14 protein-coding genes and 4 pseudogenes are annotated in these 16488 nt (G+C 66.6%); 10 read left to right on the top strand and 8 right to left on the bottom strand.

Going from position 1 to position 16488, the window contains the following annotated elements:
* Positions 1-359: 359 nt before the first annotated feature.
* Both OG953_RS30415 and OG953_RS30420 read left to right on the top strand, forming a co-directional pair.
* Positions 360-1013, top strand: a complete 654-nt coding sequence (locus OG953_RS30415; RefSeq protein WP_405688318.1) for a hypothetical protein — start codon at positions 360-362, stop codon at positions 1011-1013.
* A gap of 152 nt (positions 1014-1165) precedes the next feature.
* Positions 1166-1408: pseudogene (locus OG953_RS30420) on the top strand (DNA mismatch repair protein MutT); the annotation flags it as partial.
* 173 nt (positions 1409-1581) lie between these two features.
* On the opposite strand, the gene ltrA reads toward OG953_RS30420, so the two are convergent.
* Positions 1582-2649, bottom strand: coding sequence for a group II intron reverse transcriptase/maturase (ltrA, locus tag OG953_RS30425; protein WP_405688320.1), 1068 nt, complete (start codon positions 2647-2649; stop codon positions 1582-1584).
* Between the two features lie 12 nt (positions 2650-2661).
* Complete coding sequence (locus tag OG953_RS30430; RefSeq protein WP_405688322.1) at positions 2662-2847, bottom strand: hypothetical protein; 186 nt, start codon at positions 2845-2847, stop codon at positions 2662-2664.
* A gap of 719 nt (positions 2848-3566) precedes the next feature.
* On the opposite strand from OG953_RS30430, the gene OG953_RS30435 reads away from it, so the two are divergent.
* Together OG953_RS30435 and OG953_RS30440 are read left to right on the top strand one after the other, a co-directional pair.
* The gene (locus tag OG953_RS30435) at positions 3567-3887 is read left to right on the top strand and encodes a hypothetical protein (protein ID WP_405692146.1); all 321 of its coding nucleotides are present in this window, start codon (positions 3567-3569) and stop codon (positions 3885-3887) included.
* A gap of 75 nt (positions 3888-3962) precedes the next feature.
* Entirely contained in the window at positions 3963-4421 is a 459-nt protein-coding gene (locus tag OG953_RS30440; protein ID WP_405688323.1) for a hypothetical protein, read from the top strand.
* A 74-nt stretch (positions 4422-4495) separates the two neighbouring features.
* Here OG953_RS30440 and OG953_RS30445 read toward each other — a convergent pair whose 3' ends face one another.
* From OG953_RS30445 to OG953_RS30455, 3 genes and pseudogenes are all read right to left on the bottom strand, one after another.
* On the bottom strand, positions 4496-5278 hold the full coding sequence (locus tag OG953_RS30445; RefSeq protein ID WP_405688325.1) for a class I SAM-dependent methyltransferase: 783 nt from the start codon (positions 5276-5278) through the stop codon (positions 4496-4498).
* Between the two features lie 43 nt (positions 5279-5321).
* A complete protein-coding gene (locus OG953_RS30450; RefSeq protein WP_405688327.1) occupies positions 5322-6443 on the bottom strand; it encodes an IS630 family transposase in 1122 nt (373 codons plus the stop codon).
* Between the two features lie 499 nt (positions 6444-6942).
* Positions 6943-8447: pseudogene (locus tag OG953_RS30455) on the bottom strand (ISL3 family transposase).
* A 400-nt stretch (positions 8448-8847) separates the two neighbouring features.
* On the opposite strand from OG953_RS30455, the pseudogene OG953_RS30460 reads away from it, so the two are divergent.
* The 4 genes and pseudogenes from OG953_RS30460 to OG953_RS30475 all read left to right on the top strand — a co-directional run.
* Positions 8848-9345: pseudogene (locus OG953_RS30460) on the top strand (ISAzo13 family transposase); the annotation flags it as partial.
* Positions 9346-9595: 250 nt separating this feature from the next.
* Positions 9596-10357: a tyrosine-type recombinase/integrase gene (locus OG953_RS30465; protein WP_405688329.1), complete on the top strand. Its 762-nt coding sequence runs from the start codon at positions 9596-9598 to the stop codon at positions 10355-10357.
* Between the two features lie 176 nt (positions 10358-10533).
* On the top strand, positions 10534-10968 hold the full coding sequence (locus OG953_RS30470) for a hypothetical protein (RefSeq protein WP_405688331.1): 435 nt from the start codon (positions 10534-10536) through the stop codon (positions 10966-10968).
* A gap of 506 nt (positions 10969-11474) precedes the next feature.
* Positions 11475-12371: a metallophosphoesterase family protein gene (locus OG953_RS30475; RefSeq protein WP_405688332.1), complete on the top strand. Its 897-nt coding sequence runs from the start codon at positions 11475-11477 to the stop codon at positions 12369-12371.
* On the opposite strand, the pseudogene OG953_RS30480 reads toward OG953_RS30475, so the two are convergent.
* The 3 genes and pseudogenes from OG953_RS30480 to OG953_RS30490 form a co-directional block, all read right to left on the bottom strand.
* Positions 12349-12487, bottom strand: a pseudogene (locus OG953_RS30480) (VOC family protein); the annotation flags it as partial. The gene OG953_RS30475 and the pseudogene OG953_RS30480 overlap by 23 nt on opposite strands.
* A 181-nt stretch (positions 12488-12668) precedes the next feature.
* Positions 12669-13571: a glycosyltransferase family 2 protein gene (locus OG953_RS30485; protein ID WP_405688334.1), complete on the bottom strand. Its 903-nt coding sequence runs from the start codon at positions 13569-13571 to the stop codon at positions 12669-12671.
* Between the two features lie 125 nt (positions 13572-13696).
* Positions 13697-14359: a ScbR family autoregulator-binding transcription factor gene (locus OG953_RS30490; RefSeq protein ID WP_405688335.1), complete on the bottom strand. Its 663-nt coding sequence runs from the start codon at positions 14357-14359 to the stop codon at positions 13697-13699.
* A 133-nt stretch (positions 14360-14492) separates the two neighbouring features.
* Here OG953_RS30490 and OG953_RS30495 point away from each other — a divergent pair, with 133 nt between their 5' ends.
* Positions 14493-15545 (top strand): ScbA/BarX family gamma-butyrolactone biosynthesis protein, encoded by a 1053-nt coding sequence (locus OG953_RS30495; protein WP_405688338.1) that lies wholly within the window; start codon positions 14493-14495, stop codon positions 15543-15545.
* On the top strand, positions 15542-16483 hold the full coding sequence (locus tag OG953_RS30500; RefSeq protein ID WP_405688339.1) for an NAD-dependent epimerase/dehydratase family protein: 942 nt from the start codon (positions 15542-15544) through the stop codon (positions 16481-16483). The genes OG953_RS30495 and OG953_RS30500 overlap by 4 nt, the downstream gene beginning before the upstream one ends.
* Positions 16484-16488 lie beyond the last annotated feature (5 nt).

Raw genomic sequence — 16488 nt, forward strand, 5'->3', positions numbered from 1 at the left:
GAAGGATTCCAGCGGAAACTGGCTCGATGAGCAAGGTAGCGTTATCCCTCGGGACGAGTTGACCTACGACCATGCGCCTCCTGTGGTCGATCACTGGAATTCTTCCGGGTACAACAGCAGTCGAGCGGCGAGGAATGACTACTACAATGACCCGGATAATCTGGTTCCGATGGGCAGGGGGCCCAACTTCAGTGCGGGCGGCAGTATGACAGCTAGATACCGGCAGGACACAGGTTCCAATTACTCCTCCTAAAAGGATCGATAAAACAAGAGGTGCCATGAATTTCGAAGATGTTGTGGCAGGGATCGAGGGTGCGGAACCCCTTCCCGGTATGCGAGAGGCGTGGCGGTGGTCGCCCATGCCAAGGTTCGTCTTCTCGCTGGCGCTGGACTCGAAGCACAACAGTGCCTACCAGATGAACATCATCGATCGCTTCGACCAGGGGCTCGTCATCGCTGTTCTCGAATTTGCGAAAGAGCGGCACCTGGCGGGGGAGATGAAGGACACCACACCCTTCACAGTCGCTCCTGGCTTCACGACCGAGTCCCACGGGTTCGATGTAGTTGTGGCTGTTCCGCCCGCGGTGCACCAGTACCACTTCGGTCGGGACAACGCGCTGGGCGAGCGGGTCACCGGGGTGTTCCCGGCGTACAGCTGTGAGTTCTCCGGACGCGAGACCCTTGAGGAGGCGGTCCACCGCTTCAAGCGGATGCTCCGTCCGACAGTGGTCGAGCGGCCGGTGGCGCCGTATCTCCGGATGCGGTACGAGAACACCAGGACCGGCAGTGGCAGCCTCGGAGCGTCGCGCGGCTTCACTACCACTGATGTGCTGCTCAGGGAGCTGGCGCTGCTGGAGGGGACTGTGGGTAGCTTCGTTGAGTGGGAGAACTTCCGGGGCGAAGTCTGGCACGTCACCTGGGACGGCTCCTGGCTCGTCAACGGGGGTGTCCGGAGCGAACCACTGTCCGAGAGCGCTGTACTGAGCACCCTGGGGTGCCCGGAGTCCTCATGACGGGTTACCAGGAAGCTCAGTAGGGGATTCCGCCCGGGATGCCGTCGAGAGAAACGGTGACCGGGGGTACATGTCGGTTCGGACAGGGGGCCGTCGCGTTCATCGATGAACGCGACGGCCCCCGCCGGCATCTTCGGCGGCACCAGGAGGGCGGCATGTTCGACACCTACACCGACCCGAAGCGCATCATCGCCTACACCGACGGCGAGGTCCGGCGACAGTTCAACGTCTGCTTCACCGCCCGCATCACCGGCGGCCGGCTGGAGATCTCCGACGAGTCCACCGAGCTCCGGTTCGTACCGCCGGAAGAGATCGAGCAGTTGCCGATGCATCACACCCAACGGCTCAGGCTCCAGCACTTCCTGGAACAGCGCGAAATGCCCTACCTGGGCTGAACCGGCTGACGGCAGTAGCTGACGGCAACAACCCCGCACAACCACGGACGCCCACGCACTTCACCGGACCAGCAAACTGCGCTTGCCGAGTAGCCGAGGGGGGTCTCACCCCTCGGCTCTCACGGAACCGTGCGTAAAAGTGTCCCTTTACACGGCTCTTGTCGTTCTGATCGTCAGATCTGCATGGCGGACACGGTTGGGGTCAAGCGCCAGTGCGCGAACATGCGGGGGTATCGTCGGGCGATCTCCTGCATCTTCGCGGTGGCCTTCCGCTTCGCCGCGAGCCGTTTGTACTTCTGGCGGATCCAGCGCACCAGGTAGGCGTTGATGCGCATCCCGAAGGGGATCAGCTCCCACGGTCTGAAACGTCCGTAGTAGTTGATCCAGCCCGCTACGACAGGGTTGATCCTGCGTGCGAGCTCGTAGAAGGACAGGTCCGAGCGGGTGTGCAGGTGCCAGGAACGCACCTCCCGCCCCATCTTCTTCAGGGCTTCCCTGCTGACCGCCGGGTTGAACGACAGGAACTGCCTGCCGTGCCGATCCTGGCCTCTTCTGGCGCGGAACGTGTACCCGAGGAACGTGAACGCCGTTTGCTCGTAGGAGCCGCGGCGCTTGCCGTCCTTGCAGCAGACGATCCGGGTCTTGGCCGGGTGCAGACGCAGCCCGACCTCAGCCATCCTGTCCGTGAGCGCTGCCAGCACCTCGCGGGCCTGACGCTCGGAGACGCAGTGCATCACCGCGTCATCCGCGCACCGCTCGAACTGGACGTCCCGAAAGTTGCGGACCATCCACATGTCGAACGCGTAGTGCAGGAACAGGTTCGCCATGACGGGAGACACCGGAGCCCCTTGCGGGGTCCCCTTCTCCCGTTCCAGCAGGGCGCCGTCAGGCATGGCGAGCGGGGCAGCCAGCCACCGCCGCACATACAACTTCACCCAGACGGCATCTGTGTGCGCATCCACCGCCTTGACCAGCAGGTCCCAGGGGACGCTGTCGAAGAACTTGGCGATGTCGAACTCCACCACCCAGTCCCGCTTCCAGCAACGCTCCCGGCATTTATCCACCGCGTCCAAGGCCGACCGTCCGGGCCGGTATCCATAGCTGTCCGGGTGGAATACTGGCTCCACCCTTCGCATCAGATGCCGTGCCACTACGGTCTGGGCCACACGGTCGGCGACAGCCGGAATTCCTAGAATTCTCTCGCCACCGCCGTGCGGTTTCGGGATGGCCACCGCGCGCACCGGTGGCGGAAATTACGAGCCTGACGACATCCGATTCCAGACCTTGTAGAGATTATTCTTCAGGTCCTTCTCGAATTCACCGATGCTCTGCCCATCCACTCCGGGCGCACCCTTGTTAGCCCTGACTTCCCCCCATTCCTCCTTGACTTCCCACTTCGAAATATCAAACGGCTTGATCTGAGACTTCAACTGGTCCACCGAACTCCTCCCGGACTGCTTCCGGTTGATGCGATCAACTCAGCCACGAACGACCCGGCCCCTTCGCTCCACCCCCGTTACAGGGGCTTCACCACTACTACGAGCCGGTCCGCCGGCAGGGCCCGCGTCGGTACTCAACCCCTCGCAGTGTCCGCTACTTGGGGCGCTCCCTCTCACCGCTGCAACGCGACGGCACTATCGGGTCCTGCCTTCTCCTGTTCCATGCGAAAGCCGCAGAGCGGGCTCACGTCGCCTACATGCCGGACACCACCTGGCCAATAAACGGGCACCCGCCAGGCTCATCCCGGGGCACAGGTCGCACCCCGGTTTTGATGCCATCTGTTTTTCTTACGACACGTCAGCAGCGATTCACTTGCGTTCGTCTTCCCGATCCCTACCTGACGCCTCTTACGGCGCATTTTCCTCATCGCTCACCACGACGGTCTTCAGCCAACGCAGCATGAGGCGGTTTGAAGCCTCCCCCCGCAGGGCGACTCCGAAGGGCCACAACCTTCATCTTCCGCACAGCACCAATTCCAGAAGCTGTCCTACAACCAACTCCCTTTCATGTTCAGGACACAAGACCTGCAGAAAAGCAGGTAGAGGGGTCCGTATAGCACACGTACTATGTGGTGGCTGGCACCACCCCTGTCCTCGTCCACAACTGCGGAAATATCGACAAGGAATACGATGTCGCGGGCGGACACGCCAAGGATCACGTGGGTCTGTCGGATCAGCAAATGAAAGACAGGGCGCCCACTCTCAAGGGCGGCAAAGCGTCGAGCCTGACGCCAGGAACTGCCCAGGCAAGTATCGACTCCGTACTTTCTGGCGTAAATATCAACGCCTGGGCTGCCAAGAACTCTCATGGGGCCGAAAGGACTCTCACTGGACGGTTCAATAGCCCCATTGGCCGGGTATCCGACAGCTCTGGAAATGTCTCAGATACATACAATCTGCAGCTCCTTATTAGGCGTGTAAATAAGGGAACTGACGGCCATAAGGGGACATGGGTCGTGCATACGGTCATGGCCTGGTAAACGCACCACTCGACGTGCGAGACGCCGGCCCACTTAGATGGGCCGGCGTCTCAATATTTACAGGAGATATCTCAAGTGATGCAGGTTCAGCAAGGCGTAGTCAGCACCCTGGCGAGTCTGGGGAAATTCCACGAAGAGCTTACTGAATTCTCTCGCAGGATTCTTCGTGAATATGATTTTGGCAGTGACGTTGAATTGGTTCATCAAATTCTTGTTGAGCCGATCGAGAAGTCGGTAGAATTCACATCCCTGCATCGCTTCACTGTTTCGGTCGGCCTTGATTTTGCAGACTGCAAGGAGATTGAAATTGCCGCAAGCATCCTCATCGGGGAATCCTCGTGCGCTACAGCTGTTGAAATTCGAGCCGACCTCGGTGAGGCGGCCGGAGAGCTAGGTGAACGGAAACTCGCCCTGTATGAGGAAATGGTTGACGGCATTGAGCTGAGCGCGGCTATCGGATTTCTTGGGAAGGCCGTGAGGAATCTAGGCAACTTGGCCGACCCCCTTAAGGCTCTGGCGGAACGCCACGTCTAGTGCTGTGACCGGCAACGTTCACCGGTTTGCCATGGATGAACGGAAAGTTAGGCAGGGCGGAGCCGATGTCTGGGCTACTGCGCTGAGGGAGCGCGCTGTGCGGTGAGCACGGGCTGGTAGTACCCGCTGGAGGCCGGACTGTGCCAGGCGATTTTGGTGAAGCCGGCTTCAGTCACGAACTCTGTCAGCTGCGGCGGCGTCAGCGCCCAGTGGGTGGTCCGGCGGACTCGGACCTGCCAGGTGTTCTTTGCGGGGATGAGCTGGAAGTGCTCCAGGTCGTAGCGTTCGCCGTCTTCGTGCCAGTGCCACAGCTGGAAGGTGATCGCTTGGCCGTCGTGTGTTTGCGAGACCTGGGGAGGTGTCGACGTGGGTCTGGTCTGACGCGTCTCGGCATAGGCCCGGACAGTGATCATCAACAGTCCGTCGTCTCGGAGTACCCGTCTCATGCCGAGGAGTGCCGTCCGGAGATCTTGCCCGAAGAGTAGGTGCGTGAGCGAGTTGTCCGCGCAGAGGACGACGTCGAATGACGTCTCTCTGAAAGGCAGTTGGCGCATGTCAGCCGCAGCGGCCGGAAGCCGGCTTCCCCGGGCCGCCGCCTCGGCGGCGGCGCGCGTGGCGGCGACCGGGCTCAGGTCGCTGCCGATGACCTGGTGCCCGGCCAGGGCCAGGCCGATGGCCTGGGTGCCGATCCCGCACGAGCAGTCCAGGACGGTGTGTGGTCCCGCGCCGAGAGATTGGCGGAGGAGCCCGCCCAATACCTCGGCCTGGTAGGCCATGCTCGCGTCCCAGTCCCGGAACATCAGGTGGTAGTCGTGGGCCAAATCGTCGTAGAAATCCCGCACGGAGGGCTCGGACATGTATCCCACCGTAGTACGTGGCCGCCGGGGAGTGCGGGCAGTTTTAGGCAGCGGCTGCCTGACTTCGGCCGCCCCAGCGGATGCCCTTCTCGCTGCGGATACGGGCGCGTTCGCGGCGTTGGGCGGCCAGCACGTCGGGGTGGCGGGCGTTCGCGTTGCGCCAGCGGAGGTAGGCGTGGAGGGCTCGGGTCTGAGCGGTGTGGTTGGGATGGTTGGAGTTAGCGATGGTGAACTGCCGCAGCGGTCCGAAGTGGGCCTCGATCGGGTTGGCCCAGGACGCGTAGGTCGGGGTGAAGCACAGCTCGACCCGGTTCTTCTTTGCCCAGCGTCGGATGGTCTCGCCCTTGTGGGCGGACAGATTGTCCAGGATGACGTAGATCGGGGCGCCGTCCGGGCGGGCCGCCCGGATTGACCTCAGCGCAGTCAGGGTGTTCGCGGCCCCCTTCTTGCGCCGGTTGACGCCCCAGAGCGTGTCGTCGCCGACCGAGTAGCAACCGTGAAAGTAGCGCACCCCGTGAGTACGGTGATAGGTCGCGGGATGCCGCTCGGGCCGACCCTGTTCGGCCCAGCACGACCCGGGGGTGGGCCTGATGCCGAGCGGGCCGAACTCGTCGAACGCGAAGACGCGGTCCGGGAAGTGCTCCAGCACGTGCTCGATCCGGTCGAGCTTGCCGTCGCGCTCAGGGTCGGGGGATTCCTTCCAGGTCTTGGTGCGCTGGAAGGTGACGCCGCGGCGGGCGAGCAGGCACCGTAATGCCTCGCGGCCGATCCGGATCACGCGGCCGTGTACGCGGCGCAGGTAGGCGGCGAGTTTGCGGATGGACCAGCGGGTGAAGGGCTGCCCGAGCTTGGTCGGTCGGGTGGTGGCCGTCTGGACGACGAAGTCCTCGTCGTCAGGGCTGAGAAGGCGGGGACGGCCTCCCGCCCACCGAGGGTCCAAGCAGGCCAGACCGATCTCGTTGAACCGGTGGATCACGTCCCGGACCGTGTCCTCGTCAGCCTGCACCAACTTCGCGATCACCGGCCCCCGGTTCCCGCCAGCCGAGGCCAGCAACATCGTCGCGCGCCGGAAACGCACCGAACTGGTGCTGCCCCGGCGCACGATCTGCTGCAGCTTCTGCCCCTCCTGGTCAGTCAACCTGCGCACGCGGACAGGCTCAGCCACCACACCTCCAGCGGTCAGATCGGACATCACCGCTCATCCAACCGCTCGGACACCCAACCCGGCGAACCTATGTGGTCAGAGCACTAGCGTGTCCAAGCTGCGAACCTCCGAAGGGGCAGGCTGGTCCGTCTGACGGCAACGTCTGACGGCAGTAATGGCGGATGATCTTCCACCCGACATCGGATCGCTTTCGATGTCGGCCTCGCCGGTGTCTCCTCAGCGGGTCGGCTGAGGTGACACCGATGCTCTTCAGGTGCTGGCAGGCGATGGCCCAAGAGGCTGAGCTGTTCAGAGTTTCTTTACTGCATCAAGGCGACCCGCTGGCGCGGGTCGCGCGCGGCACGGCCGCCCACTTGCCGAGGCTTCGCGCCTGGCAGAGATCGATGACATCGTCGCTGGCTGCAGCGCTCCGGCAGTTCCTGGAGGCGCAGAGAAGATCGCTTCACTGAGGGGGTGTGACCGGCTCTGTCCCGTAATCGGTGGTAGCGCTATGTGGTGGTCATTGGAGGAGGATGCGGTGGCGGAGCAGGGGAATCCGGCTCGGCCGTGCATCTGTCTCATGATCCTCTTGGTGCGTGTGTTGACGCCCTCGGTGCGGCCGTTGTGGTGGGGGTGAGTGAGGCCGGCGTTGACCGCGGCGCGGTCGAGTTCGAGGCCGTTCGCGAAGGTGTGCAGGTGGGGCAGGTTGCAGGCGCGGACGGCTGTGATCCACTCGGTGAGCTTGGTGTCGTTGCCGGTGGCGGGGGTGAGGAGTTCAGCGAACTCCTTGACGAGACGCGCGAGTTCGGTCATCTCGGGGCAGGCGGCGGTGAGTTCACACAGGAGTTCGGCGTCCTTGTCCCGCAGGTTGTCGGGGTGGGTGAGGAGAAGGCGGGCGAGGCGGCGCGGGGTGATGACGGGCCGGTCGCCCTCGGCCCGGCCCTGGGTGATGTAGCGGTAGAGCAGATTGAGGCTGCCGGTGTAGCCCAGTTCCTTGATCTCGCGGAAGAGCTGAAGCACGGGGACGGCGGGGTCCGCGGCCCGGCGGGCGCGCAGGTGGTCGCGGTAGGGGTCGACGAGGGTGGGCCGGTACTGCGGGGCCCGGCGCAGGGCGTTGGGCCCCTGGGTGCGGGCGTAGCGCTTGACGGTGTTGAGGGCGAGGTTCAGGCGGCGGGCGCATTCGAGCAGGCCGACGCCCTTGCCAAGGAGGTCGTGGACCTGGTGCCAGCGTTCGCGGGTGGTCTGCCCGCGTGCTCCCTCGGGGCGGGGTGGGTTGACGGTGGCCCAGCAGGAGCTGTGGGAGCGGACCTCGGCCAGGGCCTTGTCGCAGAGGTTGTGCCACAGGTGCCACCGGTCGCTGACCTGCACCGCGGCGGGCAGGGCCCGGCGTATGGCCTCGCCGTAGGCGCCTGAGCCGTCCCGGCAGACGATCTCAGCGCCGGGATGTTCGCGCAGCCACGCCTCAAGGGTGTCCGCGCTGCGGTCGGGGAGTACGTCGATCCGCTCGCCGGTCTCGGCGTTGATCACGATGGTGGCGTACCGGTGGCGGCGCTTGAGCGCGAAGTCGTCCACGCCCAGCACCCGCGGTACCCGGCGCGGAGGCAGCGGCAGTCGCATGAGCATCCGCAGGGCGGTCGAGCGCGACACCGCGGTGGCCAGAGCCCGGGAGAGGCGGGCGCCCGCCCGGCCCGCTAACTCCCTGACTACGCTGCCGAGTTGGTCGGTGAGCCGGTTCGTCCGGCGCTGGTAGCGCCCCAGCAGGCCGGGCACCTGCTCACGAAACGTCTGCCGCGGACAGCCCAGCACCGGGCACACCAGGCGCCGCACCCTCACCGACACCACCACCCGCCTGCCGTCCACCGCCACGTCCGCCACCGTCCGGCCGTGAAAGCCGTGCACCCGCCCGGTCGGCGTCCCGCACACCGGACACGGCACCGGATCATCGCGGGTACGCGCCACCACCCGGACCAGCTCACCCTCATCCGCCACACCCTCGATGACCAGGGCAGACAGACCCGAAAACACCACACCCGCAAGGGCATTGACCTCAAGCACGCCCCAGCCTGACACACAGTGACGTACGGTCACCACCGATTACGGGACAGAGCCGATTACGGGACAGAGCCGTTCGCTGTACAGACCCTCACCTGGAAGGACCTCCGCCGCCGCTACTGCGGGGGTGGTTGGTGGCCGGTTGGGGAGGAACGGACGCTGTTCGATCCCGGAAAGGTGCGCACCACGCGCTACCGCTACCGGGGCGCGGCCATCCCTTCCCCCTGGCCGACCACGGCATGAGGACGATCATCGACAGCAAGGCGGGACTTGTGGAGCGCCCGGTGCCATGAGAATGGCACGCCGGGTGCGGGAAGCGGCCTGAAGAAACGGCTCGATCGAAAGACGAGACCACGCTTCGGGCCGACTTCACCGCCCCGAGGAACACCGTCGCGACGGAGTCCCACCCATCCCGCCACAGAACCAGCCCGGCCCCGGACGCGACTGGCTGACTCACCCGGCCCTGACCGGCATGCGGCTTGACCAGTGGGAACAGCTGGTCAACGAACTGGCAGCGGCCCGACACCTCCAGCGGGAAGAGGACCTCCACCAACGACGCGGCGGCGACCGGCAGAAGACCCCCGCCACCGGCCTCTACACCGGTCGGCGCCCCGGCCTCACCCTCGTCGACCGGCTCCTGGCCACCATCCTCTACCAGCGGTTCAAGATCCCCCAGGTCGTCATCGCGCCGCTCTTCACCATCACCCCCGTGACCCTCAACCGGGCCATCAGCCAAACCCGTCGGCTCCTCCACGACATCGGGCACGCCATCGAACCCGCCGAAACACAGCTGGCCACCCTCGACGATCTCACCGACCTCGCCGCCCACCTCGGCATCACCCCGACATCAGAGATCAAGACGGCGAGTTAATGTCCGGCAAGCCCTAACTTCGTGGCATTGGGTCAAGCCCCCGCCGATGTGTCCACGCGGCTGCTGGGGTCCCCGCCTCCACGACCGGCCGGGACGCCGGGAAACGGGTGGCCGTGCTTGACGCCAGTGACCGCTGCACATCGGCCGACCACTTACGCAGCTCCGCGACGCCGATGTCCTATGTCGCATGGGTGTACCTCAAGGCGATCATGCAAGCCGCAGTCGAGGACAAGCGACTGTTCCGCAACCCGTGCAAGGGCAGCAGTTCTCGATCAAGCCGCCGAAGAAGCCGGAACGCAAGGCTCGCGCCTGGCAGCAGGATCGTGTCGACGCGGTACGGGAGACACTGGCTGACCGGTACCGGATCGCGCTCGACCTCGGGGTCGGGTGCGGGCTCCGGCAGGGTGAGGCGTTCGGCTTCAGTCCCGGCGACGTCCGCGGTGACTCCGTGCACATAGAGCGGCAGATCCTCATGTACAAGTCGCAGCTGTACTTCGGTCCGCCCAAGGGCGGCAAGGAACGCGACGCCCCCCTGCCGAAGATTCTCGCGAAGCGGCTCCTTACGCACCAGGAGCACTTCAAACCGATCGACGTGACACTGCCGTGGCTGGATCCTGAGGAGCCCGACCTCGCACGCGAGGACCGGCGCAAGGTGACAGTCCCGCTGCTCATCTACACCGGGCGACGCGGCGCGATCAACCGCACCACCTGGAACACCAAGGCGTGGAAGCCCGCGCTCGCCGACGCTGGAGTCATCCTGCCGCTGCCCAAGCAGCGGCCCGGCGAGAAGCCGTCTCGGGTCTGGGAACCCAGTCGCGAGCACGGCTTCCATGTCCTGCGTCATACGTACGCTTCGGTGATGCTCGAAGCCGGCGAGTCGATCGTGTCGCTCGCGAAGTGGCTGGGGCACTCCGATCCGGCGTTCACACTCCGGACCTACACTCACTTCATGCCGCAGGCTGGGGCTCGTGGGCTGTCCGCGATCGAGGCGTGGTTCACGGATCTTGGCTGAAAGTCCCTGAGAAGTCCCAGAGGGCGAAAAGCATCAACCGTGTGGCGGTATACATGCGGGTCAGAGCGTGATCGCTCCCTGAGTAGGGCAGAACCCGGCGTACAGCCCGACTCGTCTGCCGCTTCACTGGCGCCCTGTCTGCCGTCGTGCTCATGCTCACTGGCTAGGCTGCGGGCATGAGTGACGTGTACGCCGTGGACCTCGCCCTGGACCTCCGGGCCTCCGCGCCGAGCGCCGTGCTCGCCGATCTGCGATGGCACCTCGGCATCGAGGACGCGGCGGACGCCCCGGCGGAGGACATGACGGACGAGATCGGCGACACGTCCCCCCTGCTCGCGGCACGCGGGCCCGCGGCGCGCATCGGCGGAGTCCTGGTCGGTGAGCTGGCCCGGACTGCCGACGGATGGTCCCTGACGACACGTCAGGAGGTGCACGCCGAATCCCTGCCCGAGCTGGACTCACTGGCGGTGCGGCTTGCGCGGAATTCCGGCACCGAGGGGGTCATCGGGCAGATCCGCTTCTACGAGGAAGATGTCCCCGATCTCCTGGTCAGCAGGGCGGGAGAGCTGGTGAAAATGGCTTTGGCTCCCACGGGAGAAGCATCCGGCTGACCGATCGGCAGTCGACGCAGTCCTTCAGGAGACGCCGAACTGCCCTTCCGGATTGGGGTGGTCGGGCAGTCGGCGTCGCCTTCGATGCTGTCGCAGAACTCAGTCCTCGCTCCTGCGCCAGTCCTTCGTGGGCCGGCCCTCTTCGTCCCACGGGCGGTCCGTCGGCACGGTCGGACCGTCGTCGGCGAACACCACCTCGGCAGCGAGCGTGGGTTGTCGACATGAGAGATGAAGCCGTCCTCTGTGCGTCGGACGCGGCCTTCGGGCAGGTCGCCGAGAACCTTTTCTCCTGGCCCGGGTGGAGGCAGGGGGTTGTCCCGGCCTGAATCCCGTCCGGCGTGCCATCGCTCCCATGGTGACTGCCGCCGTCAGGCTGACCATCCGATGCGCGCCCGTCGTGGCCATGGCCGGAGCCGGGTTCGTGGCCGTCGCCGTGGCCCTGGTGAGGTGCCGGGCCACATCATGGGAGACGATCTCGTTCGGTCCGTCCTCGGGAAAGGTTCTCCATGTCCGATCGCGCCTACGGAAACCGCGGTTCTCTGCTCGCGGTGAGCGACCTTCACGTCGGGATGGCGGACAACCGCCCCATCATCGAGTCCCTGAGGCCGGATTCGGACGAGGACTGGGTCATCGTCGCCGGTGATGTCGCCGAGAAGGCCGAGGACGTGGAGTGGGCGCTGCGGCTGCTCGCGGGCCGGTACGCCCGGGTGATCTGGACCCCCGGGAACCATGAGCTGTGGACGACCAAGCACGACCCGGTCCAACTGCGGGGCCGGGAACGCTACGAGCATCTGGTCGAGCTGTGCCGGAGCCTCGGGGTGGCCACTCCGGAGGACCCGTATCCGCTGTGGCCCGGCCCCGAAGGGCCGGTGGCCGTCGCGCCCGTGTTCCTGCTGTACGACTACAGCTTCCGGGCGCCGGGCACGACGACCAAGGAGGAGTCCCTGGCGTACGCGCACAAGACGGGGGTGGTGTGCACCGACGAGTTCCTGCTGCACCCCGACCCGTACCCGAGCCGTGACGCCTGGTGCCGGGCGCGAGTGGCGGAGACCGAGCGGCGTCTCGCCGCGCACGATCCGGAGATTCCGCTGGTCATCGCCAGTCACTGGCCCCTGGTCCGCGAACCGATGGCCGTCCTGACGTATCCCGAGTTCGCCCAGTGGTGCGGCACGGAACTCACCGCCGACTGGCACCGGCGCTTCAATGTGGCGGCCATGGTCTACGGCCATCTGCACATCCCCCGTACGACCTGGTACGACGGGGTGCGCTTCGAGGAGGTCTCCATCGGTTACCCGAGGGAATGGCGCAAGCGGGGCCGCCCCGAGGGGCTCCTGCGGCGGATCCTCCCGTACGACGACGGCGTCACCGGGCAGGGGCCGGTCAGCGATGGCCCAGCACGTTGATCACCCGGGCCGTCGGGGTCGCGGACGAAGAAGCGGCGCACGCCCCATTCCTCGTCGTGCAACGGGTACACGATCTCCGCACCGTCCTCCTGCATGGCGGTGCAGGCCGCGTCCACGGCCGTAGAACTCCGCGGTCCGCTTCATCGCGGCGGCAACGGCGGTGGTGGTGGCGTTGGCGTTGGTGTCCGATTCGGCCCCGGGGCCGATGTTGGTCCGAATGTTGGGGACGATCCTGCGGACGGACATCGGCAACTCCTGTCTCGGGACTGACGCTGTGCCACCCGACCCCGTCGCGGATCAGATGACCGGTGGCCGTCCCAGTTTCGTCATCCGCCACACCGTGCGCCACCGCATGGGCTGCCGCCGCCCGCACGGCGTACGGACCCCCTCGGCGAAGCCGCCGGCCCAGGCGCGCAGCCCCGTCGCCGACCGGGTGCGGGCCACGGTCAGGAGGGTCCAGGTGCCCAGGTAGGCCGGGACCAGGGGGAGGGGCAGATTGCGGCGGGCCAGCCAGACCCGGTTGCGGGCCGTCATCCGGTAGTAGACGGAGTGCCTGGCCGGGGAGGTCTTGGGGTGCTGGAGCAGCAGATCGGGCTCGTACAGGATCTTCCAGCCCGCGTCGAGCGCCCGCCAGGACAGGTCCGTCTCCTCGTGCGTGAAGAAGAACTCCGCGGGCCAGGGCCCCGTCTGGGCGAGCATCTTCATGGAGAGGGCGTGGCCGCCGCCCAGGAACGCGGTCACCGCGCCGCGCCGCATCGGGTCGGCGGCGCGCAGGCGCGGGACGTGGCGGCGCTGGGTCTCGCCGTGCTCGTCGGCGATCCGGAAGCCGACGATGCCGAGCCGAGGGTCGGCGGCGTACAGCTCCTGGACCTTGCGGAACACTCCGCCGTCGACCAGGAGCCCGTCGTCGTCGAGCTCGATGACGACATCCACATCGCCGAACTCCGCCAGCTTGCGCAGGGCGACGTTACGGCCACCGGGGCAGCCCAGGTTCTCGTCGAGTTCGATCGCCGTCACACCGCCGGACAGATCGGACAGGCCGGGAAACGCGGTGAAGTCCGGGAGCGGTGAGCCGTTGCCCACGACGACGATCCGGGCCGGCCGGACGTCCTGTCCGGCCACCGAGGCCAGCAGGGCCTCGACCTGCTGCGGGCGATCGCCCATGGTGACGATGGATACGGCGATGCGCGGTTGGGACACGGTCGGCACTCCTGGTCTCGCTGGGTGCCCGCGATCGTAGCCGCAACTCTTCGTCGCCCGATGTTCAGCCGATCGTCGCTGCCGTGTCATGCCCCGTGACTCTTCGGCAGGGGAGGCCCCACCCGTCAGCCGGGTGCGCCGGCCTGGCTGGGGACTGATCCGAGGGTGCCGAACAGGCGCTCGCCCCGGTCCTCGGCCATGTCGAGCGTGGTCAGCACGGCAGGGGTCGAGATGCTCGGCAGTACGTAATGCAGAAGGACCGAGATTCGTCGCCCCAAGTCCTCGCGCTTGCACAGGGCTTGGGACATCACCTGAATGCCGGAGAAGGAACCTGCCAGCATTTCGGCGGTCTCGCGGGGGTCGACGTGCGGCAGGAGTTCGCCCTGGTTCTTCGCGGCGGTCAGCAGATGTTCGAGCCGGTCTATCCAGGCACGGAACGGGGTGCCCCGATCGAGGCCTTCCACCGCCTGATCCATGGCCAGCCCGACGCTGGCGCGTACCAGTGGCTCATGCCGGAGCCGGTGAGCGAGCAGCATGCCCTGATCGACCAATTCCTGAAGCTTCGTCAGCTGGGGGGGAAGTGGATCACTGTCCAGCTGTACGTCCATCACCCCGAGTGCCAGGTCTTCCTTCGAGGTGAAATGGAAGTAGAGCGCGCCCTTTGTCACTCCGGCCCGCGCAAGAATTTCACTGATGGTGGCGCTGCTGTAGCCGCGTTCGTCGAAGACGGCGGCGGCCGCCACCAGGATTGACCGTCGAGTCTGGATCGCGCGCGCCTGCTGTGCCATCAGCTACGAGTCTCTCTCAGTCGTGGCGTGGTCAGCACCACTGGGATATGGCTGGATAGGAAAACCGGACTGTCAGTATCTTACTGCGAGGGCGGCCCGCCCTCCCGGTATGGATCCTCTGGGAGGAAAGTTCATGGTTCAGCTCACCTCGCGCAGCGCATCGGTGTCCGTCGAGGGCGGAGGCGCCGCCGAATTCACCGAAATCCCTGGAGAGGGCGAGACGCCGTCGAGGGGCAGGCGTGGGGAGGCGGACTTCCCGAGACACCTGGTCCACCGGTCCGATGCCGAGGATGTCTTTCCCACCGGCTGGACCCCACAGACCGACACCCAGTTCTCGGTATCGGCCCGTTGGCCGCATGCGCACCGCTTCTTCGCCCCCGTGTCGGGCCGTTACCAGGACCCGCTGCTGATCGCGGAGACCATGCGGCAGACGACGATGCTCCTGGGGCATGCGGCGTTCGACGTCCCGGTCGGGGACCAGTTCGTGATGTGGGAGCTCGCGTACGTCTCCGAGCCCGATCGGCTGCTCCTGGGCGAGGCGCCCTGGGACATCACGGTGGATGTGTCCTGCTCCCGGATCCGGCGGCGCGGCCGGAGCATCGGTTCCATGCACGTCGAGCTGCTCCTGCACCGGCTCGGCACCGTCCTCGCCAGAGGCGGAGGACGTATCAGCTGCACCTCGGCCAAGGTGTACGACAGGCTGCGGGGCGACCGGCAGGGCGTGATCGGCGCCCCGATACCCCTCCTGCCCGCCGTCGCACCGGCCGAGGTGGGCAGGGCCGATGAACGCGATGTCGTACTGGCACCGGGTCCGCGGCAAAACGTCTGGCAGTTGCGGCTCGACACCGCACATCCGACATTGTTCGCCCGGCCCAACGACCATGTGCCGGGCATTCTGCTGCTGGAGGCGGCCCGTCAGGCGGCCGTCGCCGTCACCCCCGGCCATGACTTCCTCCCGGCATCGGTGAAGACCGACTTCCTCCGGTACGTGGAACTCGACCGTCCCTGCTGGATCGAGGCCCGGCCCGTTCCGGCCGGCGACCGCAGTACGACCGGGGTGCACGTCTCGGCGATCCAGGACGGCGAGCCGGCCTTCACCTGCGCCCTCGGCTCCCCGAGCGGCCTGCACGGCACAGCGGGGAATCAGGGGAGCCGGCCGGACGACAGGCAGAATGGCCAGTCATGACACTGCGCATACTCATTACCGGCGCGACCGGTTTCGTCGGCGGCCATGTGGTGACCGCGGCCAGGGCCACCCCCGGTGTCCGGCTGCGGCTGATGACCCACAGGACAGCCCTCACCGCATCGGCAACGGCGGGCGCCGGGCCCGGCATCGAGACGGTGTACGGGGACCTCGCCGACCCCGCAACGCTGCGCGGCAGCTGCGAGGGCATCGACGCTGTGATCCACTGCGCCTCACGGATCGGCGGCGACGAACCGACCGTCCGGTCCGTAAATGATCAAGGAACCCGTGCCCTGGCCGAAGAGGCGGCCCGCTGCGGAGTCACCCGGATCGTCCACCTGAGCACGGCATCCGTCTACGGTCGGGGCCCGTTCACCCGGCTGTTGCCCGGACAGGCCGAGCCGGCCCCGGCCTCGGCCACCAGCCTGACCCGCGCCGCCGCCGAACAGCATGTCCTGGCGGCCGGCGGCGTCGTCGTGCGCCCGCACATCGTGTACGGGGCCGGGGACCGATGGGCCGTGCCCGGCCTGGTCGCGCTCGTCCGGCAGCTCTCGGCCGGACTGACCGGGTGCGAGGCACGGCACTCGATGATCGACGTACAGACGCTGGGGCGGGCGCTGCTGGGTGCTGCGCTGTCCCCGAAGGAGCCGGCCGGGGTCTACCACGTCAACCACCCCGAACCGGTGAGTTGTTCGCAGCTGCTGTCCACGGTCGTCGACGAGCTTCGGCTGCCCTGGGGGGCCACCGGCATCGATGTGGACACGGCCCGCGTGCGGCTCGCCGGGGTCCCGTACGCGCTGCACCACCTCGGCATGCTCGCCGTGGACCACTGGTTCACCGACGAACGGGTCGGCCAGGACTTCGACTGGGAGCCGGGCGAAGGGTTTGCGACCGCGTTCACCCGGCACGCGCCGTGGTACCGCCGGCACCTCGGCGGCTGACGGCG

This window comes from Streptomyces sp. NBC_00057, from assembly GCF_045041165.1.
GTDB lineage: Bacteria > Actinomycetota > Actinomycetes > Streptomycetales > Streptomycetaceae > Streptomyces.